Origin of the sequence: Solwaraspora sp. WMMD791 (assembly GCF_029581195.1) — a bacterium.
In the GTDB taxonomy this organism is placed as follows: Bacteria; Actinomycetota; Actinomycetes; order Mycobacteriales; family Micromonosporaceae; genus Micromonospora_E.
Window position 1 is genome coordinate 6,071,791 of the sequence record NZ_CP120737.1, and the last position, 23,958, is coordinate 6,095,748.

General features: G+C 71.1%; 24 protein-coding genes. 16 read left to right on the forward strand and 8 right to left on the reverse strand.

Annotated features, from left to right (window positions below; translation table 11 throughout):
* The 3 genes from O7623_RS27410 to O7623_RS27420 all read left to right on the forward strand — a co-directional run bounded on the left by O7623_RS27410 (position 1) and on the right by O7623_RS27420 (position 2,502).
* The gene (locus O7623_RS27410) at positions 1-156 is read left to right on the forward strand and encodes a hypothetical protein (protein WP_233606460.1); all 156 of its coding nucleotides are present in this window, start codon (positions 1-3) and stop codon (positions 154-156) included.
* A gap of 91 nt (positions 157-247) precedes the next feature.
* Entirely contained in the window at positions 248-1,093 is an 846-nt protein-coding gene (locus tag O7623_RS27415) for an Os1348 family NHLP clan protein (protein ID WP_282225828.1), read from the forward strand.
* Between the two features lie 83 nt (positions 1,094-1,176).
* Positions 1,177-2,502 (forward strand): ABC transporter ATP-binding protein, encoded by a 1,326-nt coding sequence (locus tag O7623_RS27420; protein ID WP_282225829.1) that lies wholly within the window; start codon positions 1,177-1,179, stop codon positions 2,500-2,502.
* Between the two features lie 160 nt (positions 2,503-2,662).
* Here the strand turns inward: O7623_RS27420 and O7623_RS27425 are convergent, their stop codons facing one another.
* Positions 2,663-4,192 (reverse strand): serine/threonine-protein kinase, encoded by a 1,530-nt coding sequence (locus O7623_RS27425; RefSeq protein WP_282225830.1) that lies wholly within the window; start codon positions 4,190-4,192, stop codon positions 2,663-2,665.
* Between the two features lie 155 nt (positions 4,193-4,347).
* On the opposite strand from O7623_RS27425, the gene O7623_RS27430 reads away from it, so the two are divergent.
* The 5 genes from O7623_RS27430 to O7623_RS27450 all read left to right on the forward strand — a co-directional run bounded on the left by O7623_RS27430 (position 4,348) and on the right by O7623_RS27450 (position 11,240).
* Positions 4,348-5,184 (forward strand): patatin-like phospholipase family protein, encoded by an 837-nt coding sequence (locus O7623_RS27430; RefSeq protein WP_282225831.1) that lies wholly within the window; start codon positions 4,348-4,350, stop codon positions 5,182-5,184.
* Positions 5,184-6,206 carry a 1-acyl-sn-glycerol-3-phosphate acyltransferase gene (locus tag O7623_RS27435; RefSeq protein WP_282225832.1) on the forward strand — a complete coding sequence of 341 codons (1,023 nt, stop codon included), beginning with the start codon at positions 5,184-5,186 and terminating at the stop codon, positions 6,204-6,206. Before O7623_RS27430 ends, O7623_RS27435 begins: the two co-directional genes overlap by 1 nt.
* Positions 6,207-6,215: 9 nt before the next feature.
* Positions 6,216-6,536 (forward strand): divalent-cation tolerance protein CutA, encoded by a 321-nt coding sequence (gene cutA, locus O7623_RS27440; RefSeq protein ID WP_282225833.1) that lies wholly within the window; start codon positions 6,216-6,218, stop codon positions 6,534-6,536.
* A 69-nt stretch (positions 6,537-6,605) separates the two neighbouring features.
* Positions 6,606-10,094, forward strand: a complete 3,489-nt coding sequence (locus O7623_RS27445) for a hypothetical protein (RefSeq protein ID WP_282225834.1) — start codon at positions 6,606-6,608, stop codon at positions 10,092-10,094.
* A 120-nt stretch (positions 10,095-10,214) separates the two neighbouring features.
* Positions 10,215-11,240, forward strand: coding sequence for an acyl-CoA desaturase (locus tag O7623_RS27450; protein ID WP_282225835.1), 1,026 nt, complete (start codon positions 10,215-10,217; stop codon positions 11,238-11,240).
* 61 nt (positions 11,241-11,301) lie between these two features.
* Here the strand turns inward: O7623_RS27450 and O7623_RS27455 are convergent, their stop codons facing one another.
* Positions 11,302-12,090, reverse strand: a complete 789-nt coding sequence (locus O7623_RS27455; RefSeq protein ID WP_282225836.1) for a hypothetical protein — start codon at positions 12,088-12,090, stop codon at positions 11,302-11,304.
* Positions 12,091-12,591: 501 nt separating this feature from the next.
* Here O7623_RS27455 and O7623_RS27460 point away from each other — a divergent pair.
* Positions 12,592-12,885 carry a 4a-hydroxytetrahydrobiopterin dehydratase gene (locus O7623_RS27460; protein ID WP_282225837.1) on the forward strand — a complete coding sequence of 98 codons (294 nt, stop codon included), beginning with the start codon at positions 12,592-12,594 and terminating at the stop codon, positions 12,883-12,885.
* Between the two features lie 16 nt (positions 12,886-12,901).
* Complete coding sequence (locus O7623_RS27465; protein ID WP_282225838.1) at positions 12,902-14,017, forward strand: FHA domain-containing protein; 1,116 nt, start codon at positions 12,902-12,904, stop codon at positions 14,015-14,017.
* 10 nt (positions 14,018-14,027) lie between these two features.
* Here the strand turns inward: O7623_RS27465 and O7623_RS27470 are convergent, their stop codons facing one another.
* From O7623_RS27470 to O7623_RS27480, 3 genes are read right to left on the reverse strand one after another with little or no spacing between them, the layout of a single operon-like run.
* Complete coding sequence (locus tag O7623_RS27470) at positions 14,028-14,477, reverse strand: Uma2 family endonuclease (protein WP_282225839.1); 450 nt, start codon at positions 14,475-14,477, stop codon at positions 14,028-14,030.
* Positions 14,467-14,760: a hypothetical protein gene (locus O7623_RS27475; protein WP_282225840.1), complete on the reverse strand. Its 294-nt coding sequence runs from the start codon at positions 14,758-14,760 to the stop codon at positions 14,467-14,469. Before O7623_RS27475 ends, O7623_RS27470 begins: the two co-directional genes overlap by 11 nt.
* Positions 14,744-15,232 carry a hypothetical protein gene (locus O7623_RS27480; RefSeq protein ID WP_282225841.1) on the reverse strand — a complete coding sequence of 163 codons (489 nt, stop codon included), beginning with the start codon at positions 15,230-15,232 and terminating at the stop codon, positions 14,744-14,746. The genes O7623_RS27475 and O7623_RS27480 overlap by 17 nt, the downstream gene beginning before the upstream one ends.
* Before the next feature lie 142 nt (positions 15,233-15,374).
* Between O7623_RS27480 and O7623_RS27485 the strand changes: the two genes are divergently transcribed.
* The 6 genes from O7623_RS27485 to O7623_RS27510 all read left to right on the forward strand — a co-directional run bounded on the left by O7623_RS27485 (position 15,375) and on the right by O7623_RS27510 (position 18,339).
* Entirely contained in the window at positions 15,375-16,148 is a 774-nt protein-coding gene (locus O7623_RS27485) for a helix-turn-helix transcriptional regulator (RefSeq protein WP_282225842.1), read from the forward strand.
* Positions 16,135-16,329: a DUF397 domain-containing protein gene (locus tag O7623_RS27490; protein ID WP_282225843.1), complete on the forward strand. Its 195-nt coding sequence runs from the start codon at positions 16,135-16,137 to the stop codon at positions 16,327-16,329. The genes O7623_RS27485 and O7623_RS27490 overlap by 14 nt, the downstream gene beginning before the upstream one ends.
* 285 nt (positions 16,330-16,614) lie before the next feature.
* Complete coding sequence (locus O7623_RS27495) at positions 16,615-16,908, forward strand: hypothetical protein (RefSeq protein WP_282225844.1); 294 nt, start codon at positions 16,615-16,617, stop codon at positions 16,906-16,908.
* A complete protein-coding gene (locus O7623_RS27500; protein ID WP_282225845.1) occupies positions 16,908-17,609 on the forward strand; it encodes a nucleotidyl transferase AbiEii/AbiGii toxin family protein in 702 nt (233 codons plus the stop codon). Before O7623_RS27495 ends, O7623_RS27500 begins: the two co-directional genes overlap by 1 nt.
* Positions 17,606-17,800, forward strand: a complete 195-nt coding sequence (locus O7623_RS27505; RefSeq protein ID WP_282225846.1) for a DUF397 domain-containing protein — start codon at positions 17,606-17,608, stop codon at positions 17,798-17,800. The genes O7623_RS27500 and O7623_RS27505 overlap by 4 nt, the downstream gene beginning before the upstream one ends.
* A 14-nt stretch (positions 17,801-17,814) precedes the next feature.
* Positions 17,815-18,339 carry a GNAT family N-acetyltransferase gene (locus tag O7623_RS27510; RefSeq protein WP_282225847.1) on the forward strand — a complete coding sequence of 175 codons (525 nt, stop codon included), beginning with the start codon at positions 17,815-17,817 and terminating at the stop codon, positions 18,337-18,339.
* On the opposite strand, the gene O7623_RS27515 is transcribed toward O7623_RS27510, so the two are convergent.
* The 3 genes from O7623_RS27515 to O7623_RS27525 form a co-directional block, all read right to left on the reverse strand.
* A complete protein-coding gene (locus O7623_RS27515; protein WP_282225848.1) occupies positions 18,322-19,230 on the reverse strand; it encodes a fibronectin type III domain-containing protein in 909 nt (302 codons plus the stop codon). The two genes, O7623_RS27510 and O7623_RS27515, sit on opposite strands and share 18 nt — an antisense overlap.
* A gap of 10 nt (positions 19,231-19,240) precedes the next feature.
* Positions 19,241-20,023, reverse strand: a complete 783-nt coding sequence (locus tag O7623_RS27520) for a transposase family protein (RefSeq protein ID WP_282224205.1) — start codon at positions 20,021-20,023, stop codon at positions 19,241-19,243.
* Between the two features lie 365 nt (positions 20,024-20,388).
* Positions 20,389-23,811 (reverse strand): tetratricopeptide repeat protein, encoded by a 3,423-nt coding sequence (locus O7623_RS27525; RefSeq protein ID WP_282229607.1) that lies wholly within the window; start codon positions 23,809-23,811, stop codon positions 20,389-20,391.
* Positions 23,812-23,958: the final 147 nt, after the last annotated feature.

Here is a 23,958-nt window from a genome sequence, read left to right on the forward strand (position 1 = left end):
GTGTGTGAGGACCATGCCCGCTTCGGCCCGTACCTGCTGGAGGTGCACCGCTCCGAACGCCGGGGTCGGGCGGAGGGCCTGGTGGTGGAGGACGCGTTGCAGTGCGGCACCTGCCGGCCCCGGCCGCAGCCCGTACCCATGCCGGAGCTGGACTGACCACGGGCGCGCGCGGCGCCGGTAGCCGTGCGGTCGTCACCGATTGTCGGGTCGGACTACCCTGAGGTGACATCGACGAGGGGGCCTGGCGATGAGTGACTTCGACACCGTGCTCGAACGGCTGCTCACCGATCCCGGATTCGCGTCCCGGCTCGCCGCCGACCCGGCCGGCGCGCTCGCCGGCTACCAGCTGACCGCCGACGAGCGGGAGCTGCTGGCGACCCAGGCCGGCGACGCCGCGCCCGGCGCGCCGGCGGCGGTGGAGACCCGGGCCAACCAGTCCAGCGCCTTCGGCCTGTTCAGCCCGCTCACCGGCATGCTGGACGGCTTCGGTGACATCGGGTCGGCGGTGAGCGGGCTCGGCGGGGCACAACCACCGGCGAGCGGGTTCGGCGGGGCGGGTCCGGCGGTCAGCGGTCTCGGCCCGGCACCGGCGGTGCCCTCCGCCGGGTTCGGCGCGGCCCCGGTGGAGCCTGCCGGGTTCGGCGCGGCCCCGGTGGAGCCCGCCGGGTTCGGGCCGGCACCGGTCGAGCCGGTCGAGCCGGTGGTCCCCGAGGGCTACCGGACCTGGGTCGACGTCGACGGTGACGGCGAGTGGGACCAGCATCTGGTGCGGGGCCGGGCCGACGGCGGGGTTGACATCCTCGTCGACCACGACGGCGACGGCCGGGTCGACTTCGTCGGCCGCGACGACGACGCCGACGGCCTGGTGGAGTCGGCGGCGTACGACGTCGACGGTGACGGCTACTTCGAGAAGGTCTCCTACGACGACGACGGTGACGGCTGGCTCGACCGTAGCGTCACCCAGCAGCCACCCTCGGCGCAGCCGGCACCGTCGACACCGACCCCGCCCGCCGCTGCCGCGACGCCGGCCACCCCGCCGGTCGGCGGCGGGCTGCTCGGCGACAACCTGCGGTTGCCGGAGGAGCTGCGCTGACGTACCGTTCGCCGGTGCTGCCCGTCCGTCTGCCGACAGGGACTGGCGCCGATGCCTGACTGCCCCGACGATAGGGGCTGGAGGTGATCGCCGTGGTCGCCATCGCCGCCGATCGGTTGACGAAGGTCTTCGATGACGGGACCGTGGCCGTCGACGGGGTCAGCTTCGCGATCGAGCCGGGCCAGTTCATGGTGCTGCTCGGCCCGACCGGCTGCGGCAAGTCGACGATCCTGCGGCTGGTGGCCGGGCTGGAGACGCCGACCTCCGGGCACGTGCTGATCGACGGCGAGATCGCCGACAGCTGGACGGCGCAGCGTCGACAGGTCGCGATGGTCTTCCAGGACTACGCGCTGTACCCGCACCTGACCGTCGCGCAGAACATCGCCTTTCCGCTGCGGATGGGGCACGGGCCGGTCAGTGAGCAGCGGATCCGCGCGGTCGCCGCCGAGCTGGGCATCGCCGAGCAGCTGCACCGCCTGCCCAGCGTGCTGTCCGGCGGGCAGCGGCAGCGGGTCGCGATGGCGCGGGCGATCGTCCGGGAGCCGAAGGCGTTCCTGCTCGACGAGCCGTTGTCCAACCTGGATGTCGGGCTGCGGGCGCAGCTACGGGCGGACGTGACCGGGCTGGCCCGTCGGCACGGGGTCACCACCGTCTACGTGACGCACGACCAGACCGAGGCGTTGAGCATGGCCGACCAGTTGGCGGTGCTGCGCCGAGGCCGGCTGCAGCAGGTCGGGCCGCCGGCTCAGGTGTACGGCGATCCGGCGAACCTGTTCGTCGCCGCGTTCCTCGGCACACCGCGGACCAGTCTGCTGCAGGGCGCGGTGTACGCCGAGCCGGACCGGATCGTCGTCGATCTCGGCGCGCAGACCTTGGACCTGCCGGTGGACGACCCCCGGGTGGCGGGGCTCGCGGCGCACCACACCGAACGGGTGGTGCTGGCGTTGCGGGCCGACGCGGTGCGGCTGGTCGCGGCGGGGGACACCGCGACCCTGCGCGGTACGGTCCGGGCGGTCGAGAACCTGGGCCACGAGGCTCTGGTACGGGTGACGACCGGTGGGCTGCCCGGCACCCCGGCGCAGTCGCAACTGGATCTGCCCGACCCGGACGTACGCCTGGCTGAGCTACTGGCCGAGGACCCGCCGCCCCGGCACCTGCGCCAGGCGATCGGCCGGATCATTCCGCAGCCGCGCCGTCGCCAGCCGCCGGCGACGGCCCGGACCGAGTACGGCTTCTACCCGGTCTACGAGCCGGACCCGGCCGGGCCGGACACCGACGACGACAGTGATCTGGTGGTCCGGGTGCCGATGCCGACATCGGCCCGGCCCGGCGACTCCGTGACGGTCGAGGTCGACCTGGACCGGCTGCTGCTGTTCGACCACTCCGGTGACCGGATCCGGCTGAGCTGACCGACCAGCGCCAGAACAACGCCCCCCGCACCCGGCTCGGTCTCACCCCGCTCGGTCCCGGGACCAGTATCGCGGTAGAGCGTTATTCCTGTGAGGAATAATCATTCCCTACAGGAATACCGCCTGAACCGACGTCCCGGTGGGGGGCCGTCACGTTCGGTCAGGTCGCGCTGCCGGCGAGTTGGTCGAGGGCGGCGTCGAGGCGGTCGGCGAAGCCGAAGGTGATGGCGCCCTCGGTGGCGCGGATGGCGACCTTCGACCGCAGGAATTCGACCTCGCGCCCGACGTCGGCCGTACCGTTGGCCAGGGAGACCCGCAGATTACGGACCAGGTTCTGCAGGTCCAGCCCGGCGTCGCGGCGGATCGCACCGTCGGCCAGGCCTTCGTCGATGAGCTGGCTCAGCTGGCTGATCGCCTCGTCGATCGTCGGCACCGGTGGCGGGGTCGTCGGTGCGGCGCTGCTGGTCGCAGTGGTGGGGGCGTCAGTGGCCGGGGCCGCCGGCGCCGTGGTGGCGGCGGCGGTGGCATCTGGGCTGGCCGGTGGGACCGGTGACCCGGTCGGCGGATGGCCAACGGCAGCCGGTGGGACGCCATCGCCCGCGCCGGTGCCTCCCTGCGGTACCAGATCGAGCGCCAGGAGCAGGACGGCGGTCGTGGCGAGGGCCGCGCCGACGCCGACGGCGATACCGACGACGGCGGCGCGGCGGCCGCCCTGGCGGTCCGGCGTGGTGGCTGCGGCGTCCCGGTCGTCGTCGTCGTCGGCAGTGGCGGTGTCGGTGGGCGCGGGTGCGGCCACCGTCGGGGCCTCGGCCACCGTAGGCAGGGTCATCGTCGGGGCCAGCATCGTGGCCGCCTGCGGGTCGGCCGGTAGCAGTTGGTCGCGCAGCGCCGCGCCGACCTGGTGGGCGGTGGGTCGGCGCAGCGGGTCGCGGGACAGACAGCGTAGACAGATGTCGACCACCGGTGCCGGCAGCCCGGTCACGGTCAGCGGCGGGATCTCCCCAGCCAGCGCCTGGTTGAGGTCCTCCCAGGTGTCGGCGGGGTAGGGCACCCGTCCGCTGAGCGTCTCGTAGAGCAGGACGCCGAGGGAGTAGACGTCGGTGGCGGGCTGGGCGGGCCGTCCGTCCAGCCGTTCCGGTGCCACGTACGCGGGGGTGCCGAAGGTCTCGCCCTCCTCGTCCTCGTCGGGGGCGCCGACCTGGGTGGCGATGCCGAAGTCGAGCACCTTGGCGCCGATCGCGGTCATCATGATGTTCGCCGGGGTGACGTCGCGGTGCACGATGCCGAGCCGGTGCGCGGCGGCGAGGGCCTCGGCGACCTGGGCGCAGATCTCCACCGCGGCCGGCCAGGGCAGCGGGCCGGCGGTCAGCCGGGCGTCCAGTTCCTCCCCGGAGAGCAGTTCCATCACGACGAACGCGGTGACGGTGCCGTCCGGCGCGACCGCCTCGCCGTAGTCGTGCACGGAGGTGACGTGCGGGTGGATCAGCTGGGCGGCCGAGCGTGCCTCCTCGCGGACCAGGCTGCGGAACCGGGCGTCGGCCGCGAGCGACGCGGCCAGCACCTTGATCGCGACGACCCGGTCGAGCACTTCGTCGCGGGCACGCCAGATGACGGACATACCGCCGGCACCGATCCGGTCGATGAGGCGGTACCTGCGGGCAAGCAGTTCGCCCGCGTGCAGCGATGCCATCGTTGTCGCACCTGCCTGATGGGGTGGAGGTCGTATCAGGCTGCGTGAATCGGAACGTCCTGTCAACGGCACGTTAAACAGGTGAACATTTGTCAGTATTTCCGGTCAGACGGTGATGATCTTCCCGGCGTCGTGGCCGTGCCAGGATGGATGCCATGGTCAACGGCCCGGTCGCGTTCGTGCTCGGCGGCGGCGGCGTCCTCGGCGCCGTCGAGGTCGGCATGCTGCGTGCGTTGTTCCGGTCCGGGATCGCCCCCGATCTCGTCGTCGGCACCTCGATCGGCGCGGTCAACGGGGTGCTGGTCGCCGCCGACCCCACCGAGGCGGTGACCCTGCGGCTGGTCCGGCTCTGGGCCTCGCCGGAGGCCAGCGAGGTGTACGGCGATTCGATGGCCCGCCAACTGCGCCGGTTCGCCGCCCGTACCCATCTGCACTCGCCCCGGCCGCTGCGCCGACTGCTGGAACGCGAACTCGGCGACACCAGCACCTTCGCCGACCTGCGGGTGCCGTTCCACTGCTGCGCCGCCAGCATCGAACGCGCCGCCGAGCACTGGTTCGACACCGGTCCACTGGTGCCGGCGGTGCTCGCCTCGGCCGCCGTACCGGGGCTGCTGCCGCCGATCGAGATCGACGGTGAGCACTTCATCGACGGCGGCATCGTCAACTCGATCCCGATCGGTAAGGCCGTCGAGGCGGGGGCGCGGCGGATCTTCGTCCTGCAGGTGGGTCGGATCGAGCGGCCACTCAGCCCGCCGCGCCGCCCCTGGGAGATCGCCCAGGTGGCGTTCGAGATCGCTCGCCGGCACCGGTTCGCCAGGGAGTTGGCGTCGCTCGGTCAGGATGTGGAGGTGCACGTGCTGCCGACCGGTGGGGGAGAACCACGCGATGACACGCCCTGGGCGTACCGGGACATGGCCGCCGTCGGCCGCCGGATCAGCCGCGCCTACACGGCGTCGCGGCGTTACCTCAAGACGAACGTGACCGGCCGCTGATGCCGCTGCCACCCCGATGGGTACGCCGGGTGCTGCTCGGCCCGGCCGTACTGCTGCTCACCGTCGTCGTGCTGACCACCCTGCCGGTCTGGGTCTTCCTCGCCGCCGCCGCGTCGCTGCTGGTGCCGGGCCGGCTGCGGGTGCTGCGGCTGTTCTGGGTCTTCGTCGTCTACCTGGTCTGGGACGCGGCGGCGCTGATCGCCCTGTTCGGACTCTGGCTCGCCGCGGGCTGCGGCTGGAAGATCCGCAGCCCGACGTTCCAACGTGCCCACTACGTGCTGACCGGATGGTTCCTGTCGTTCTTCTTCTGGCACGCCCGCTGGGCGCTGCGGCTGAGCATCGACGTGGTCGGCACCGACCCGGACACCGCACTGCCCGGCCGGCCCGAACTGGTGGTGTGCCGGCACGCCGGGCCGGGCGACTCGTTCATCCTGATTCACGGCCTGGTCAACTGGTTCGACCGGGAGCCACGGATCGTGCTCAAGGAGACCCTGCAGTGGGATCCGGCGATCGACGTGCTGCTGAACCGGCTGCCCAACCGGTTCATCGCCCCCGGAGACCCGCGTGGCGAGCCGGTCGAGACCCAGATCGCGCACCTGGCGACCGGGCTGGACGCCAACGACGCCTTCGTCATCTTCCCCGAGGGCGGCAACTTCACCCCGGGCCGGCGCAGCCGGGCCATCGACCGGCTGCACGCACTCGGCCTGCACGGCATGGCGGCCCGGGCCGAGAAGATGCGGCACGTGCTCGCGCCCCGACCCGGTGGACTACTGGCGGCGCTGGACGCGGCACCGGACGCGGGCGTCATCTTCGTCGCACACACCGGACTGGACAGGATGCTGACGGTCGCCGATGTGTGGCGGGAACTGCCGATGGACAAGCGCATCGTGATGCGCTTCTGGTCGGTGCCGCCGGAGGAGATTCCGACGGGACGGGACGAACGCATCGAATGGCTCTACGACTGGTGGGCGCGGATCGATTTGTGGATCGAGAAGAACCATTCCGACGCCCGGAGGGCGTAGGGTCGCCCCGTGGATCAGATCTCCGTTGTGACGACGGTGGTGGATGCCCGTTCGGTCGCCGAGGTGCTCGCCGCATCGGCGGTCGCCGGTCGGTTCGCCGCCTGCGCCCAGATCGGTGGACCGCTGGCCAGCACCTACTGGTGGCAGGGGCGGGTCGAAACCACCAAGGAGTGGTCGGTGCAGTTCAAGACCGCCACCGACCGTAGCGATCCGTTGGTCGCCTATCTCCGCACCGCACACCCCTACGACATTCCCGAAATCCTGGTCGCCGTCATCGACGCCGGTAACCCCGACTACGCACGGTGGGTATTCGAACACACTCGTCCCTGAGTCGTCCACCAGCCGGACTGAGTATCCGCACTCTGTCCTGCGTGTCTGCGCATCACCGACGATGCCGTCATGAGCAGGACCGCAGCTAGCAGCTATCCGTGCCCGGCCTGTGGCACGCCGGCGAATCTCATCGCCGGCTGCCCGGGCTGCGGCCGGGCACCCGACCCGGTCGCCGCCGAGGTGATCCGGCTCGACGGCGAGATCGCCGGGCTGACCGCCCGGGTCGAGCAGATCCGAGTGGCGTGGCTGGCGGCGACCCACCAGTTGCGCGCCGCGCAGACCCGCCGGCACCAGCTCGCCAGCCAGGTCCAGGCGGCGGTACGGGCGACGACCGTACCGCCCGCCCGGTCGGTCGTCGCCGGCCCACTGCCGGGTCCCGCTACGCCGCCGCCGGTACGGCGGGAAGCCTCCACCCGTACCGTGCAGAACATTCTGTTCGTCCTCGGTGGACTTCTGCTCGGCACCGCCGCGATCGTCTTCACCGCGGTCGCCTGGGCCAGCGTCGGCGTCGGCGGCCGGGCCGCGATCCTGACCGGTGTCACCGCCGTACTGCTCGCCCTGCCGCTGCTGGCGGCCTGGCGCGGCCTGCGCGGCACCGCCGAGACCTTCGCCGCGCTCGGCCTGCTGCTGGTGCTGCTCGACGGATACGCGGCCCGCTACGTCGACCTGTTCGGCGCCGCCGACCTGCCCGGTGCCCGGTACGCCGCCGTGACCTTCGCGCTCACCGGTCTGGTCGCCGCCGGCTACCACCTGCTCACCGGCCTGGCCGCCGCCCGCTTCGCCGCCCTGCTCGCCGTGCAGCCGGTCCTGCCGCTGCTCGCCGTCGACCTGCGCGCCGACGCCGCCGGCACGACCCTGCTGCTGCTCGGCACCGCCCTGGGCACCCTGGCGATGATCGCGCTCACCCCGCCGACCCGGCCGGCGCTGCGGATCACCGGCTGGGTGGCCGTCGGGGCGGCGCTGACCGCCGCCGGGATCGCCGCCCTGGCCGCCGCCATCCTCGGCCACCCGTCCGGTGCCCCCGCCCTGGCCGGGCTGCCGCTGCTGGCCGTCGCCGCCGTGGTGGTCGTCGCCGGCCGGCTCACCGGCGTACCGGCGCTGCTGGCGATCAGCCTGGCCGGGTTGGCACCGGCGGTCACCATCGCCGTGCTCCTGGCCGGCACCGCACCGGCACCGTCGCTGGCGCTGGCCATCGTCGCCGGCACCGCCGTCGGGCTCGCCCTCGCCGGCCGGTACCTGCGCGGTCGGCTGCCGGCGGTGGTGCGCACCGGGCCGTGGGCGGGTGCGCTGGTGGTGACCGGGCTGCTCGGGGTCGGCGTAGCGCTGGCCGCCCTGACCGTCGCCGCCGAGGGCATCGCGGCGGCCCGCCCACTCTGGCGGGCCGGCACCGGCCCGGTCGACGCGCCGGGCGACTGGCAGTTGCCGTTCGCCGTCGTCGCGGTCACCGGCGCGCTGATCCTGCTGCTGCCCCGGGCGGTCCGGCCGATGCTGCTCACCGTCGGGGCCGCCACCGCACTACTGGCCGCGCCAGCGGCGATCCCGGCGCCCTGGTGGGCGGTCGCCGCCGCCGGCCTGCTGGCCGGGGCCGTGGCGGCGGTGCGGGCCGCCGGCTCGCGCAGCACCGTCGTCGCGCTGCCCAGCGCGGCCGTCGCCGCCCTGCTGACCGGCCATGCGCTGCTGGTCAGCGCCGGCCGACCGGCGGTCGCCACGGCTGCCGCCGCCGTCGTCGTCGGCACCGCGCTCACCGTCGCCGCCGTCGCCCGCCGCGCCGTGCGGCGACCCGACGCCCGCTGGTGGCAGGCCCCGATCGGTGGAGTCGGCGTCGCCGTCGCGGTCGCCGGCTGGCCGGCCCTCGTCGCGCTCGCCGTCCACACCTTCGACGCACCGGCGGGCTGGCCGGCCCGCGCCGGGGCGGCCGCCGCGATCGGGCTGCCGGTCGCGTTGGTCGCGGTCCGCCGCTGGTGGCCCGGATACCTCTGGTACGCCGGGGCGGCGCTGCCGGTCACCGTCGTCGCCGCCCTCGTCGCCCCGGCCGCTGGTGCCGTGCCGTACATGCCGGGGGAGTCCACCGGCGGGTACGCCGCCGCCGGGGCGCTGCTGCTGGCCGTCGCCGCGACCCTCGTTTCCCGGGGCGTGCTGCGACTGCTGCTCACCGGCGTCGCCGCAGCCCTGGTGCTGCCGGCGGCGGTCAGCACCCTGCCGGTGCTGGCGGCGCTGCTGCTCACCCCGTACCGCTGGCTGGACGCCAGCTGGGCCGGCGTGCCGGTCGGGGTCGGGCTCAGCCCCGCGCTGCCGGTCCCGGTCCCCGCCGCCGGGGCGGTCACCCTGGCCCTGCTCGCCGCCGTCGCCGCGCTGGCCGGCCACCGGGTGCGGTACGCGGTGCTGGCCGGCGGCCCGGTCGCCCTGCTCACCCTGCTGGTCGCCCTGGCCAGCGCCGGTACGCCGTGGCCGGTGGTGCCGGCGTTGAGTCTCGCCGCCGGGCTCGCCGGCCTGGTGGTCGCCGCCCGGTCCACCGCCGTCCCGCAGGTGGCGGTCACCCTGCTGGTCGGTGCCCCGCTGGCCGGGGCCGGACTGGCCGGCCTGCTGCCCACCCGGGTCGCCACCCTGACCGCGCTGGCCGCCGTGGTGGCGTGCGCCGCCGGGATCGGCGCGGCGGGTCGCCGTACCCCGGTGCGGGTCGCCGGCGCGGTCGTCGCGGTCGTCGCCGGCGGTGTTCTCGCGGCGACCGGCGTGCGCGCCGCCGACCTGCCGGTCCGGGTCGGCGGGTACGCGGTTCTCGCCGTCGCCGCGCTGGCCCTGGCCGTCGGCGCGGTGCTGACCCTCCGGCTGGCCGCCGGGGGCGTACGGGGGCGGGCCGAGTCGATCGGCGTCGAGGTCGCTGGGCACGCCGCCGCTGGCGCGGCCCTGCTGATGACGGTCGGCTCGGCCCGGTACGCGGCCGGTGTCTGCACCCTCTGGGGCGTCGTGCTCGGCGCCCGCGCCCTGCTGACCGGCAGCGCGCCGGCGGTCGGTCAGCCGGGATCGGCGGCCGGTCGGCCGGCGGCGGTGCACCGGGCGTGGCCGTTGGCCGTCGCCGCGCTGGCGAGCGAGATCCTCGCGTGGTGGCTACTGTTGACGAGTACCCAGGTGTCACTGACCGAGGCGTACACCTTGCCGGCGGCGCTCGCCGCGCTGGCGGTCGGCTGGTTCACCCTGCGGGCCCACCCGCTGCGGTCCAGCTGGGTCTGCTACGCCCCCGGGCTGGCCGCCGCGCTGCTGCCCAGCCTCGCGTCGGTGCTGGTCGTCGACGGGCAACCGGTTCGCCGGTTGCTGCTCGGTGCCGGGGCGCTGGTGGTGGTGCTGGCCGGGGCGGCGTACCGCAGGCAGGCGCCCGTGGTGATCGGCGGCGTGGTGCTCACTGTGCTGGCGTTGCGGGAGGTCGTGGCGGTGTGGGACCTGCTGCCCCGGTGGAGTTTCCTGGCTGTCGGCGGTCTGGCGCTGATCACCCTGGCGGTCACCTATGAACGGCGGCTGCGGGACCTGCACCGGCTGCGCAGCGCGGTCGGGCGGATGAGCTGACCCACAGGTACGGGGGCTAACCTCACCACCGATGCGGTGGTACGCCTGATGGCTCGGCGGCGCCGGCCCGCACAGACTCGTTGTTGCAACACCCCACCCCCACTCATGAGGAAGCTGCCGATGACCGTTGCCGCACCCGCCCGTACCGGCCCGCCCCGGAGGGGCAGTGACTTCGCCGACCTGTCGCGCCGGGTCGCCGAGGCCGGCCTGCTCGACCGCCGCCCCGGCTGGTACGCCGCCCGGATCGGGCTGACCGTCGGGGCGTACCTGGCCTGCTGGGCGGTGCTGCTGATCGGCGGGGACAGCTGGTGGCAGCTGCTGACCGCCGTCGCGCTCGCGGTCACCGCGACCCAGGTGGCGTTCCTCGGCCACGACGCCGGGCACCGGCAGATGTCCCGTACCCGCCGGGCCAGTGAGACCGCCGGGCTGCTGCTGGGCAACCTGGCGGTCGGGCTCGGCTACGGCTGGTGGATGGACAAACACACCCGCCACCACGCCAACCCGAACCATGTCGACTCCGATCCGGACGTCGGGGCGGGTGCGCTGGTCTGGACCGAGGAGCAGGCCGCCGCGACCCGGGGCTTCGGTCGCTGGCTGGCGCGCCGGCAGGCGTACCTGTTCTTTCCGATGCTGCTGCTCGAAGGCCTCGCGCTGCGGGTCTCCAGCGTCCAGGCGGTGATCAGCGGACCGGTGAAGCGCCGGGCCGTGGAAGGGGTGCTGCTGGCGGTGCACACCGCCGCGTACCTCGGACTGGTCTTCGCGGTGCTCTCGCCGCTGCGGGCGGTGGCCTTCATCGTGCTGCACCAGGCGCTGTGGGGTCTCTACATGGGCTGCGCGTTCGCGCCGAACCACAAGGGGATGCCGATCTTCGGCCCGGACGCCGAACTGGACTTCCTGCGCAAGCAGGTGCTGACCTCCCGCAACGTGCGCGGCGGCGGGTTCGTCGACCTGCTGCTCGGTGGGCTCAACTACCAGATCGAGCACCACCTGTTCCCCAGCATGCCGCGGCCGCATCTGCGCTACGCCCAGCCGATCGTGCGTGACTACTGCCGGGAGCTCGGCCTGCCGTACACCGAGGCCGGGCTGACCGCCTCGTACGCCGAGGCGCTGCGCCACCTGCACGCCGTCGGTCGCCCGCTGCGCTGACCTGGCCGGTGCGGCGGTGACCGTCGTGGTCACCGCCGCACCGGCCGGCGCACGCTGCCGATCAGCTGTCGAACATCTCCAGCATGTCGTCCGACATGTCGATGATCTCGCCGGTCGGGACCTCGACGGCGACCGGCTCACCGAAGTTGGCGTAGCTGATGGTGATCACGCCGGCCTCCGACGACACGCTCTCCGCGTCGATGACCATCTCGACGAGCCGGCCCTCGGCGTCGAGGGTCGCGGTGAACGGGACGGCCTTCGCGGCCTCGCCCATCTCCGCCACCAGTTCGGCGTCGGCCTCCGCCGACGTCGTCATGTCGATCGTGCCGGTGATCTCGGTGTCGCTGCTCCACTGCGCCTCGGCGATGCTGCCCACCATCTCGGCGGGGTCGCCGGTCGGCATCATGCTGAAGGCGGCGTTCTCCGGCAGCTTCGACGTGTCACCCTTCATCCACACGTCGGCGAGCTCGGCCATGTCGGCACCGCCGAGCTGCATGTAGACGTCGGCACCGAGCTGGCGCAGCACGATCGTCATCGCCTCGCCCTCGCCGCCGAGGTTGATCTCGATGTTGGACTTCTCGCTGGCCGGGTCGAGGTCGCCGACGATCTCCATCAGGACGCCGTCGGCCTCGGTGCCCAGGCTCATGGTGAGCCGGGCGCTTCCCTCGGCGTTCTTCGCGGTGGCGGCGGCGAGCGCCTCCTTGGCGTCGCCCCGGCCATCGGCGGCCGACTCGGCGCTGCTGTCGGGGGACGGGGAGCCGGTGTCAGCCGTGCCGCCGCAGCCGGAGACTGCGAGCGAGAGCGCGGCGACGACGCCGATGCCGGCGGTCGTCAACCGTCGAATGCGCATAGAAACTTCCATCCCTCGTGAGTGGTGGCCGTGCGGGTGGCGCCGCAGCTGGTGGCGCGCAGGCGTGCCGGAGCGAAGGGCGCGTAGTCGGGTCCGCCGGCCGATGCCGGGTCAGACTACCGGCACCCGCAAGTCGATTGTGTCCGTCGGTACTTGGGCGGGCGTCGGCGGCCAGGTGCCGGCGGGCGGTGCCGGCGGGCGGTGCCGGGCGGTGGCTGCCGGGCGGTGGCTGAGCGCGTGCCTGCGCCCACCGGGACACCAACTGCGGTCCGACACTATTCCTGTGTGGAATAGTTATTCCTCACAGGAATACCGTCGGAATCCGTACCGGACCGCAACAGCCGGCAGCCGGCAGCCGGCAGTCGGCAGTCGCGGACCGCAGCCGTCGTCGTAGCCGCAGGGCCGCAGCCGGTCCCCGGCCACCGCCACACCCCGCGCATGGATGCCACGCACTGCCGCGACCTGACCTGCCGGCGGCCGGCAGAAGGTAAGGTCAGCGGCATGGCAGAGGTGCTCGACACCGCCCAGGTGCAGGCCGCGCTCACCGGGCTGACCGACTGGTCCGGCGACGCGACGGCGATCACCCGTACCGTCTCGTTGGCGACCTTTCCCGACGCGATCGCCGTCGTGACCCGCGTGGCGATGACCGCCGAGGAGATGGACCACCACCCCGACATCGACATCCGGTGGCGGACCCTGACCTTCCGCTGCAGCACCCACTCGGTACGCGGCACCACGGCCCTCGACATAGAGTTGGCCCGCCGCATCGACGAGATCGTCGCGGCGCAGGGCTGAACGGGGGAGGTACGCGGTGAGATTCGAGGTCAGCAAGGTGCTCGACGCGATCGAGCGCCGGTTGAGCACCGACCCGGCGACCGCGCGCGCCGTCGTGGACCTGGCCGAGGTCGTGCGGTACGCCGACTTCGACAACGGCCGCCCGGCGAACATGCTGCGGCTCGGGCAACTCATCGACGCCCTCGGCCGCAGCGTCGCCGAGGAGAACGTCCCGGTGTACGTCGTCGTGCACCGCGGCCTGCTCTCCGACGCCGATCTGACCTCCAACGAGCGGATGGTCGCCCGCCGATGGGCCGACGACGGGCTGGTGGAGGTGCTCGCCGAGCCCGCCGACCGGGTCCTGGAGGTCGCCGAACTGCTCGGCCTGCCGGTGCTCAGCCGCAACCGGTTCGACGGCCTGCGCGGGCGTTACCAGTGGCTGGGCCAGCCGGGCCGGCTGCTCGCCCCGCTGCCCGGCCACGGTGGTCCGGTGCTGACCGCCCGCGTCGGCGGCGACACCGCCCCGGCGGTCGCCGAGCCGTCGCCGGCCGGCGCGCAACTGCTGGTCCGGCTCTGGAGCTGCCCCGACCCGGAGTGCGCCCTGTTCGGGCGGATGCGGGTCGGCCGTCCCGGCGGGCAGCCGCCGCCGACGCTGCGTACCGGGCAGCCGACCTGCCCCCGGCACGGGGAACGGCTCACCGAGGCGGGTGCCCGCCCGCCGGCCGAGGTGCTGTCGATCCGCATCGACGGCATGGTCCGGCAGCGGTTCGTGGTCTCCGCAGACCATCCGGTGGTGGTCGGCCGGGCACCCGAGCGCGGCGAGGGCATCATGCTCGGCCAGTGGCTCACCGAGGAGGCGCGGCGCTGGATCAGCCGCAGCCACGTCCGGTTCGAGCTGCACGGCAAGGAGCTGGTGTTGCAGGACATCAGCACCAACGGCACCGGCGTACGGCCGGGTGGCTCGACCGACGACGAGGAACGCCGTACGGTCAAACGCCAGGCCCGGCCGTTGCAGCCCACCGATGTCGTCGAGCTGTACCCGGGGGTGCACATCGCCCGGTCGAAGGTCTGGGCCACCGGCGGGGTCGCCAACCCGTCGTCGGTGATGGCCGACGCGCCGACCATGGCGATGCGGATGATGGACCGTTCCTGACCCGTCGCTCTCAGCCGAGGTGGTCGGCCGGGGACGTCTGCAGCAGCCAGGCCAGCGGCATCTTGGCGCTCTCCTGGTAGGTGCCGTACGCGGTGAGCCGGTGCAGGGTGACGGTCTGTGCGCCGTCCCGGTCGACAACCCAGTACTGCGGGATGCCCGCCGACGCGTACTCGCGGACCTTCGTCACCGCGTCGATGCCCTCCGAGCCGGGCGAGACGATCTCGATCACGAGTGCGATGTCGCTCGCCACCGACCAGACGCTCTTCGGCGGGGGCTTCTGCCAGACGCTGATGTCCGGGATCCTGCCACCGTCTCCATCCGGCCCGGGGATCCGAACCCCCGCCGCCTGCAGCACCTGCTCGGCCGGCCAACCCGCCATGATGAACCAGGCGCACAGCCGGCTAGCGGTCACCGCGTGCGCTGAATCAGGCGGTACGGCCGGCGTGGGCTCAGCGTTCATGAGGCTGATTGTCGTAGGTCTCGCCGTTGACGGGGCGGGGGCGCTCGACGACACCGGGGCGGGTCAGCGCGGTCTTGTAGACGGCGATCGCCACCATCCGGCCGTCGCGGCCACCGGCGACGACGGTGCCGATGATCCCGACGACCTGCGAGTGCTCCTCGTCGAGGCCGTAGCGGATGTCGGCGACCCGGACGATCATCGACCGGTCGGCGTACACCCAGTCGGCCTTGCCGAGACGCAGCGTGTCGCCGACGCGAAGCAGTTCGTCACGCGACATCGTCACCATTCCCATCCTCATCGGTGTCGTCGGCGTCGGTGTCGTCGTCGAAGGAGACCGGCGGCCACAGGCCGGCGAGATAGAGCACGGTCATCACCCGCCGGGCCTTTCCCGGATCGTGTCGGCGCAGCACCGCGAGCGCCTTCGTGAACGGCTCGCAGAGCGCGGGCAAATTGCACACCCGGCATTCGGCGAGTCGGCTCGGCAGATGCGTACTGACGATTTCCCGGGCCCGCCGTACCACCGGATGATCAACTGACAGTCGGCCGCTCTCCGGTTTCGGTGCCGGGGCGTATGCCCGTGCGCCGACCAGCCGGAATCGTGGATCGTGTTCGAGGTCGGTCTCGCCGGGATTCCGCCTCGGCAGCGGCGGTCGGTTCGGCGTCGGATCATGATCCTCTTTCCCGCCGGGTGGCGTGCCGATCGAGGTGTAGCGGGCGAGGCGGGGTGTGCCGCCGATTCCGTCGTTGCGTAACACGTGATCTCCCTTGCCGCCGTCGAAGCTCCTCTGGTGATTTCCACCCTGGACTGTGCGACCTCGACAAGGAATACTCAGTTCACCGATTGCCGTACGTCAGTCATTCCAGCGCGTACCAATGGATTCCAATGGAGGCCAGGAGATGAGCGAGCTTCAAGATCTGTTGCGCAGTGAGCGCCTCAAGCGCAACCTGACCCAGGCCCAGGTGGGTGAGGCCATCCGGGTCAGCAATTCCCTCATCGGTGCGTTCGAGACCGGCAAGTCGATCCCGCTGCCGGACACCGCCGTCGACCTCGACCGCATCTACGAGACCGGCAACCAGATCCAGCGGCTGTCCCGGACCGCCCGGGAGGACGCGCAGGCCCTGTGGCTGCGCTCCTGGCTGGAGAGTGAGCGTCGCGCGCTGGTGCTGCGCTCGTTCCAGCCGTTGGTGGTCCCGGGGCTGTTGCAGACCGAGGCGTACGCCCGCGCGGTCCTCACCGTCGGGCCGCGCACCCGGCGACTGCTCGACGAGGCGATCGCCGTCCGACTGGAACGCCAGTCGGCCACGCTGGACCGCGACGAGGACATCCAGGTCACCGCGATCATCGCCGAGGCGGCGCTGCGCCTGACCGGTGCCTTCATGAAGGAGCAGCTGGAACACCTGGTCGACATCGGCCACCGCCTCGACGTCCAGATCCGGGTGCTCCCCGCCGATGTCGGCATGCACCCCGGGATCGCGGGCGCGTTCGTCGTCGCCTGCCTTCCCAACGACCGGCGGGTCTGCTACCTGGACGACCAGTTGAGCGGGCGGATCGTCACCGAGGCTCAGGACGTGCTCGACCTGGAACAGACGTGGGATGCTCTGTCGGGACTGGCACTCACCGTAGGCCAGAGCCGCGACCTGATGCTAAGGATGATCGATGAACACGAGTGAGCCGATCTGGCGCAAGTCCAGCCGCAGCAGCTCGAACGGCGGCGACTGCGTGGAGGTCGCCGACAACCTGCCGGGCCGGGTGCTGGTGCGCGATTCCAAGGACCGGACCGGTGGCACGTTGGCCTTCGCGCCGGCCGCCTGGTCCGCCTTCGTCGCCCACACCCCCTCAGCCGTACGCTGACCCACCCCCAACGCCGCCCCACCCAGCCCTCGGGCATGTGCACTCAGCCGACCGGCTCGCCCCCATCTCATCAGCGGGCGAGCCGGTCGGACACCATCGCGTGCCCGGTGGCGGGACAATGCTGGTGTGGCAGCGTGAGTTGGCGGTAAGCCGAGCGCGCCGTCGTTATGATTCGTCGTAGTCGACGATGTGTTGGCCAGGATCGGGGACTGGGACGTGGACGAGTTCAGCAGGGCGGGGCGAGGCGCGCCAAGCGGGTCGCGTTACGCCGACCAGCGTCCGTACGTGGTCAGCGACCACCTCGACGATCTGCACGGGCCGGTCAGTGGGCAGATTACGTTGAGTAAGAGCCTCGACTGGTCGGGGCGAGCGCGGTACGACCTCACCAACCCTCGCCGGCTCGCCAGCATGTACGAGACAGTGCTCCGCGAAGCCACGACAGTGGATGACCTTATTCAATGGTTGGACGGCCCGACGCTGGTCCGCCTCTGGCCTACGCTGGTCCTGCCTCCACAGGTCCGGCAGGCGTGGGAGTCCAAGCACCAGGTTCTCGCGCATGCCCGGCAGGCCGCCGCGTAGTGCCGCACGAGACTCACCCACTCCATCGACGACTGGCTGAAATCGGTCTGCGGGCGGGCGGACCCTTCGGTTTCGCGTTGGCCGGCGGCCATGCTGTGGCAGCGCATGGGATCCTCGATCGGCCGAGTGAAGACGTCGATCTCTTTTCCGACTGGCAGCGTCGCGCCGACTTTCCCCAGGCTGTTGATGTCGTCATCGCTGCCTACGAAGCCGAAGGATTCAACGTCACCGTCGATCTTCGGCTGGACACTTTCGCTCGACTGCACATCAGTCACGGCGATGCCCCGGGCGAGCAGCACCGCGTTGAACTTGTCGCGAACTGGCGCGCGCAACCGCCCGTCGAGATGCAGATCGGCCCGGTGCTCCACCCTGACGATGTGATGGCAGGCAAGATGGACGCGCTCTACAACCGCGCGGCAGCACGCGACTTCCTCGACATCGACGCCGCCCTAACACGTGGCCGGTACACCCATGACAAGCTCTGCGCGCTCGCCGCAGACGCAGATGCTGGCTTCGACCAGCAGCTCTTCGCGCAGATGCTCGGCTCGATCGCGCGGTTCGATGACCAGGACTTCATCGACTACGGGCTCGACGCCAACGATGTGGCCGCATTGCGTGACCGGTTCAGCACCTGGCAGGCTCGGATCCGGGCCCAGCTCTTCGGAGTCGCACCGCGATCTGAACGTGAGGATGATCGATGAACGCGAGTGAGCCGATCTGGCGCAAGTCGAGCCGCAGCAGCCCGAACGGCGGCAACTGCGTGGAGGTCGCCGACAACCTGCCGGGCCGGGTGCTGGTGCGCGATTCGAAGGACCGGGCCGCTGGCGCCCTGGCCTTCGCGCCAGCTGCCTGGTCCGCCTTTGTCGCCCACACCCCGTCAGCCGTACGCTGACCACCGGGGTCGGCGTGCGCCCGCCGGAGCTTCCATCGACGCCGGTCGGCCTGACGCCGGTCGACCGGTCGCACCGGGCGGTGCTCGGCAACTTGGGGCAGCTCTACCGGTACGACCTCGCCGAAGCGTATCGCCACCTGCCGAACGCGGACGGCACCTACCACAATCGCCGTCTCGATCGCTTTCTGGCCGGCGCGGATCCGGACACTCGGGCGTGGCTGATCACAGTGGCGGGAGAGCTCGGCGGCTTCGTCATGGCAGGCCGGGTGGATCAGGTCGCCTCGATCAACGACTTCTTCGTGGTCCGGCCGCTGCGGCGAACTGGGGTGGGACGTGTGGCCGCTGGCCAGGTCATCGCCGAATGGCCGGGCCGGTGGCGGATCGTATTCCAGGCGTACAACCCAGGAGCGCAGCTGTTCTGGCAGCGGGTGGCGACCGACGCGGTCGGACCGCGCTGGCGCCAATCCGGGGTGGCGTCGGTGCCGGGCGCACCTGCGGATATCTGCCTCAGCTTCGATACGTCACCAACGACCGGGTGATGTTCGATCATGGCTGGGGGCGGTGAAGGTTACAGTTTCGGAGGGGGCGGACGTTATGCCAGCCTGGTCGACCGCCCGTACGTAGACCTCGTATGTCCCGCCTGGGGAAACGGCGAACGTGACGGTCCGTACGTCCGGCGTGGGGTTCGGGATTCCGAGGCCGACGCCGTTGACGTACGGGTAGTACCGAGAGATCGGGAGGTCGCCCGGCGTCGAGGCCGTCCACGACACCGTCGCAGATGTCGGGCTGAGCGCGGTGACGGTCAGGTCGGACGGCGGGGACGGCGGCACCGACGGGACGGTGGTGAAGGCGCCCCGTGCCGACGGGGCCGAACGCGGCGTGCCGCCGGTGTATCGGACGACGACGAGGAAAACGTAGCTCGTGCCCGGCCTGAGCCCGGTGAGCTGGACGCTGGTCGTCGACGGGTCTGTCCTCGCCCGGATCTGGATCGGCTGGGTCGGGGTAGCGGGTGGGACGATCAGGTCGTAACCGGCGATCCGTTCGACGGCGACCGCCGGTGGTTGCCAGGAGACCGTGGCGGTGGTGGCGGTGACGTCGGTCGCCACCGGCGGGCCGGGAACGATCTCGCTCGGCAGGGTCGTGATGTTGACTGGGGCCGAAGCTGGCCCACGGAGGCCGCTGGTGTCCCGTGCGCGTACGAAAAGGTCGTAGTTCGTAGCCGGGCGCAACCCTCCGATCGGCACGAAGACCCACGAGCTGGTCGTGGTGGCGACCAGTTCGTCCGGGTAGATCCAGCCCAGCCGGCGGGCGTAGACCTCATACGCCGAGATCGGGTTGGTGCCGGCGGCGGCCGGCATCCACGCCAGGTCGACTGTGGTGGCGGAGAGGAACTGCGTGCCGGCGGCCTGCGGAGCACCGGGCGGGGTCACTGAGCCATTTTCATCCTGTGTAGCGGTTGGCTTCGACGTGGTGCAGGACGAGGATGGCCTGCACGATCGCGGTGGCGCGGTGTGGGCTGCAGCGCAGCTTGGTCAGGATCTTCCAGGTCTTGAGCGTGGCGATGGCCCGTTCGCCGTGTGCTCGGATCTTCGCGTGTGCCCGGTTGATCGTCTTCTGTCGGCGTGACAGCTTCGGCCGGGAGCGGTGGCGCTTGAACGGGGTGCGGACGGTGCCTCGGGCGCCCTGGTAGCCCTTGTCGGCGAAGGTCATCACCTGGGCGCTGGTCAGCGCGTGGGTGATGCCGTGGACACGGGCGGCGGTGAGGTCGTGCGCCGAGCCCGGCAGTGTCCGGGAGGCCCAGACGAGCCGGCCGGCGGGGTCGGCGATGACCTGCACGTTCACGCCGTGGCGCCGGTGTTTGCCGGAGTAGTACGGCTTCTGGTCCGCCACGCGGTCGATCGGGATCAGCGTGCCGTCGAGGATCGTGTACGCCAGGTGTCGGATGCGGCGCATCGCCGTGGCCAGGTCCTCGGCGACCGCGGCGAGCAGGGCGATCGCTTCCTGCACGTACCGCCAGGCGGTGGCGACGCCGATGGCGAACCCGGCGGCGAGCCGGGTGTAGGTGTCGCCGTTGTGTAGGTGGGCCAGGGCGAGTAGTGCCTGGCGGCCGGGGTCGAGGCGCCGCCATCGGGATCGATGCTGGTTGCGGTGGGCTCGGATGAGGTCGGTGAGGTGGTTGAGGGTGCGGCTGGACAGCGGGATCGTGGAGGGGTAAGACAGCACGGGCGAGGCTCCCGGTCGGGGCATCGGATCTTGGTCGACTGCTGTCTTACCTGGAGCCTCGCCCTCATCGCTCTCCTGGCTTGCTGCGCCCGCCCTGACCTGCAAGATCAGCTTGGAAAAGGCTCACTGACGTGCTGGCCTGTGCCGGCACCGGTCCCGAGATCACCAACGCGACGGCGAGCGCGACGCCGAGAAAATGCCTGTGTCCCATTCTGGCATGCTGCGCCCAGCAATGACGTTTGTCAATTTAACCGCCCAGGTTCGACCGACGTCCGCGAGGGCATCTCGCTGGCAGAATGACCGCGTACGAGCGTACGCCTGCCGTCCACATCGCCGGCCGGGCCGCCGTCGCGGGTTACCTCATGTCACTCCTGGCCGGGCTGGTCCAGCAGGCTGACCAGTTCGGCACGCATCTCCTCAGGTACAATCGCCGCGACGAGCCGCTCGAATTCGCCAGACGCCAGACGCGCGCGGCCTTGCCGGATCTCGTCGAGCGTGTTGGTGGCCCATACGCCGGTCGAAGCATGCCACGACACCGCCGCTTTTAGTAGTGCCTCGACGGACTCGCGATGCCTCTCGAGCACGCCGAATAGTAGTCCTAGCTGGCGGTAGGTGGGTGCGGCGCCGTGTTGGTTGTTGTGTGTGAGTTTGATGTCGAGTGATTGTTGGTAGTATTGTTCGGCTTGGTCGTAGCGTCGTTGTTCTTGGGCGATGATGCCGAGTTGGTGGTAGGTGGTGGCAGCACTGTGTTTGTTGTTGTGGGTTAGAAAGATGTTGAGTGCCTGTCGGTAATGCTGTTCGGCTTGGTCGTAGCGGCGCTGTTCCAAGGCGACGTTGCCAAGTTGTCCTTGAGTGAGAGCTGCGCCGAGTTGGTTGTTGTGTTCGAGTTCGATGGTGAGTGATTGTTGGTAGTATTGTTCGGCTTGGTCGTAGCGTTGTCGTTCTTGGGCGATGATGCCGAGTTGGTGGTAGGTGCTTGCGGCGCTGTGTTGGTTGTTGTGTGCAAGGTGGATGTCGAGTGATTGTCGGTAGTGCTGTTCGGCTTGGTCGAATTGTCGCCGTTCTTGGGCGATGATGCCGAGTTGGTGGTAGGTGATTGCGGCGCTGTGTTGGTTGTTGTGTGCAAGGTGGATGTTGAGTGCCTGTCGGTAGTGCTGTTCGGCTTCGTCGTAGCGTCGCTGTTCTTGGGCGATCATTCCGAGTTGGTGATAGGTAACGGCTTCGGTCTTTCGGCGGCCGAGAGATTTTTTCATTCTCAGTTCGGCGGCGTAGTGATTCTCGGCATCGTCGAATCTGCGCTGCATAAGGGCGGTATGTCCGGCCAGATTATGCAGGTTGATCAGTTCCCACTTTTGATCGGTAGTGATGGTCGCAGGGTGGCGGGCGATAGCATCATCGAGCAGTCGTCGTCGGGCGTCGTGCTGCTGCGTCTGATCCAGATATTCGTCGAGCGCGCGGATAACGGTGAGTACGGTTTGCGCAGTGCGCTGTCCGTGCGCCAACGCCGCCGACAGATTGGCGTACTCGGACTGGACGATGGCGCGGCCAGTAATTCGCTGCTGTGGCTCCTTCCCGTCCAACATTTGCCACAATTCGTGAGCGAGCTGTCCGTACAACCGGTAGTGAGCCTGGTCCGCCGCATTTTCGATCGCAGGGTCGCCTCGGAGCCGGTTGCGCAGGAAATAGGGCAGGATCGGCACCACCTGCAGCCAACCGCCGCCCAGCAGCGGGTGCTCGCCGGCCAGGCCGACCCGGCTCAGCTCAGCGACCGCAGCGGGCAGGTCGATGTCACCGGCCGCGCGGACCGCCTCCTGCTCGGCCAACGCCTCCGCGTAGACATTCAGAAACGGGGTGGGAATGCTCGCGGTGAACGGGGCCAGCAGCCGCATCGACGTCTGCAGCGCCGGGTCGAGCTTGCCGTGGCTGTACTCGATCGCCCGCCGCGCGGCGCTGGTCGGGTCGGCGCCCTCGCCGCCGGCGCGCAACTCGGCCAGGATCTGCGTGGGCGGAGTGTTGGCGAGCTGCGGAAAGACCACCGTCATCGGCAGCGGGAAACCGCCGAGCAGCGTGGACAGCTCCTTTACCGCCTCCCGCTGCTGTGGATCGGCGGAGTCGGTGAGGTAGTGGCCGCCGCCGTGCCGGTTCAGGATTCGCTCCAACAGGTCCGACGCCGCCTGCGGGTCGAGCCCCGGCAGTTCGTACACGTTGCCGCCGAAAGCCGACGCGGCCAGCCACGTCTCGGCCTCGCGGGACCCGACCAGCACCAGGCTGCGGCCGCCGCGCAGAGCGGCGAGCAGCCGCGCCAGATGCTGCCGTTCTGCCTCGGGCAGTGCGTGCGGGATCGCCGCCGGGCTGGCGGTGATCGACTCCGCGTTGTCCAGGATGATCAGGTGCCGGTGCCCGCGTAGCAGGGTGGTCACCTGCCCGACCTTCGCTGTCGCCGACTGGCTGTCCCACTGGGCGAACTGCACCCGGTCGAACAGTTGCTGGGCGATGTATCGGGCGATCTGGTCGGCGGTCCAGGCCTGGTGCTCGTAGGAGAAGGCGAACACCTGATCCACCAGGCCGGTGCGCTGCCACCACCAGCCCGCGTGGGCGAGCAGCGTCGACTTGCCCGCCCCCGCCATGCCCCGCACCAGCACCTGATTGGGCCGATCCGGCAGCAGCAGCGCCCGTTCCAGGGCGTGGATGTCCAGGTCCCGGCCGACGAACCCGTACTCTACCGCCGGTGCCGCACTGACCTGCGCCTGCCGACGGTAGAAGTCCTCCTGCTCGGCGGCGGTCATCTCCCGCAGCCGCAACCCGGCCGGACGCTGCCCGAACACGACCGGCAGGATCCAGTCCTCCAGTTCCAGATCCTGCTCGAAGTAGGCCCGCCGGGCCTTGACGTCGTGCAGCGCCTGCCGGGCCACCCACGCCGCCGTCACCGGGTCGTCGCCAGCGGCCAGCCGTTCGTAGAACACCGGCATTGCCCGCGCGGCGGCGCTGACCGTCACCGAGTACGCCATCCCCACCGCCAGTGGGGCACCCGCCGCCACCAGATCCTGCGCCAGGCTCGCCTCGCTCCCTGACTGCATCGCAGACTGGCAGGCGTTCAGCACCGCGACCGCGACCCGATGCTCGGCCAGCAACTGCGCCACCTCGGTCGACGGCACCGGCCGCGCCTGACCCACCGTGCCGGTCTCGAAGAACACGAATCCCTGCCGGCCGTCACCCGGCTGCGCCGACGGATCGAACAGGTAGCCGCCGGCTGGTGGCGCGCTGGCGCCGGCGACCGCCGCTGCCGTGTCGAACCCGCCGTGTACGTCGAAGTGCACCACCTGATACCAGCCGTGGCCGTGCTCGCGGGACGCCACCCGTAGGGCGTCCCGCAACGCTTCCCAGGTGCCGGGGCGCACCAGGTCGACCCGGACCGGCATCCGGCCCCGGCTGATCGCCTCGACCAGCGGCTGGGAGATGGTCCGGTAGCCGACGTCGCGTGGCCCGAATGGTCGCGCCGTCACCACCAGCACGTTGACCGTCGGAGCCGGGTTCGCCGGTTCGTAGCGCAGCGGCGTCGACGCGACCCGGCGCACCAGCGGTATCCGCAACGCCAGCGGCCGGCCACCGTCCGGGTCGCGCACGGTCTCCCAGTGCAGCCGGTGTAGCGCCGCCGAACCCTGTACGACCAGCCGGCAGCCTTCTAAGCCGCGATCCCGCAGCCGGCGGTAGCCGTACGCGGCCTCGCCGGTGAACACCTGCCCGAACAGGGTGCGGCCGTATTCCTCGACCAGCCGCGCGGCCCGCATTTCCAGATCCTTGTCCAGGAACGGGTAGCGCAGGTGCTCCTCGAAGTACCAGGCAAGGAGCTTTTCGCCGGCGGCGTCGACCGGGCTGGACACCGTCGCGTCGCCACCACCGTCGTCGCCGAACTCCACCCGTACGGTGAAGGTGCC